Annotated in this window: 2 protein-coding genes and 1 tRNA gene; all 3 read left to right on the forward strand. The window is 43.8% G+C overall.

The window, feature by feature from the left end:
* The first annotated feature begins 108 nt into the window (after nucleotides 1-108).
* Nucleotides 109-206 (forward strand) — tRNA-Sec (locus V7L97_RS12550).
* A gap of 87 nt (nucleotides 207-293) precedes the next feature.
* Nucleotides 294-1,199, forward strand: a complete 906-nt coding sequence (locus tag V7L97_RS12555) for a hypothetical protein (protein WP_333656512.1) — start codon at nucleotides 294-296, stop codon at nucleotides 1,197-1,199.
* Nucleotides 1,190-1,540 (forward strand): hypothetical protein, encoded by a 351-nt coding sequence (locus V7L97_RS12560; RefSeq protein WP_333656514.1) that lies wholly within the window; start codon nucleotides 1,190-1,192, stop codon nucleotides 1,538-1,540. Before V7L97_RS12555 ends, V7L97_RS12560 begins: the two co-directional genes overlap by 10 nt.
* Nucleotides 1,541-1,638: the final 98 nt, after the last annotated feature.

Below are 1,638 nucleotides of genomic sequence, written 5' to 3' on the forward strand. Positions count from 1 at the left end.
AAAAAATTTAAATCACATATTAAACAAAAAAACAAAAAACAAAATCTTGACCTGCTTTTCACGCAGACACTTGCTTTAATGTCAGCAAATCAAGTATTATCAATGCATGGGAGTGCATAGGGTTCTGGTGTCCCTCCCGGACTTCAAATCCGGTGTTGCCGCCCAAAAGGTGGCAGGGTGGGTTCGATTCCCACACGCTCCCGCCACTAAAAAAATTTATGACTACTTCACGATTCTCTTTTAAATCCCTGCCGGTTATATTCTCCATTACACTTTTTACGAGTGCCGGCCTGTTGTTTCTTATCGAACCAATGATAGCAAAAATGATCCTGCCCCTGTTGGGCGGAACCCCGGCGGTATGGAACACGTGCATGATGTTCTTTCAGGCCATGCTTCTTGCCGGTTATGGATATGCACATCTCTTGAGTACTAAAGCAGGAATCAGCAAGCAGATACTCATCCAGACAATTATACTGATTCTTGCCTGCATTGTTCTTCCATCGGGCATTTCGCATAAGCTGATTCCTTCAGGCGAAGAGAATCCGATTGCCAGCATACTCCTTATATTGTTGACCTCTGTTGGTCTGCCTTTTTTCGTCCTTTCATCCACAGCACCTTTGCTCCAGAAATGGTTTGCCAGCACGGGACATCCTTCAGCAAAAGACCCTTACTTTCTATACAGTGCAAGCAACATAGGCAGCATTCTTGCCTTGATAAGCTATCCAATATTAATAGAGCCCGGACTTGCCCTTGCCGATCAAAGCCGTTTCTGGATGGCAGGCTATCTGACTTTAGGTATCCTTACTTTATGCTGTGCATATCTGACATGGAGGAATCTCTCTGTATGCCTTGGAAAGAATGAAAATACAGTTGGACAGGATGTGATTGAAACATGCATGCCTGATAGTTCTATAACCAACTTCAAAGATAGATTTTTCTGGACTATTCTTGCCTTTGTGCCGTCAAGCCTCATGTTAGGGGTCACAACCTTCCTGACAACCGACATTGCTGCCATACCGCTCTTCTGGATAATCCCGCTGTCGCTCTATCTTTTTTCATTTATTATAGTCTTTGCAAAAATGCCTGACATGCTCCACAGGATAATGACCCGCATGCTTCCTGTCTCCCTCACTTTGCTTGTATTTCTGAATTATGCCGATACCGGAATGGCAAATGGACTATCTTTGTTGTGCATCTGATTAATCTGTTCATTGTTTCCATAGTATTCCACGGAGAGCTTGTAAGGAGGCGGCCTTCAACAAAACACCTTACCGAGTTTTACCTGTGGATGTCCTTCGGCGGTGTTCTGGGAGGAATATTCAATGCCCTTATTGCACCGGTCATGTTCAATACAGTCGCTGAATATCCCATTGCCCTGTTCCTGTCCGCCTTACTCCTTCCCTTGAGCAGCAAGGACATACTGTATCCCTCGAAAGGCTGGCGCAGTATAAGTATTTATGCAGGATCGCTAATTTTCATTGGCCTGTTGTCATTCTATCTGATAACCAGATGGCCTGTAGGGAATCTGAAACTCGACTAGATAAACGAATTCTTCGCCATGGAAAGAGGGACTCTAAATTCAATCCTCTTCTAACGAAGTTTGTCAAACATATACTTACAATCTGTTAAAGTTGTGGT

Source organism: Dissulfurispira sp., assembly GCF_036745535.1.
GTDB lineage: Bacteria > Nitrospirota > Thermodesulfovibrionia > Thermodesulfovibrionales > Dissulfurispiraceae > Dissulfurispira.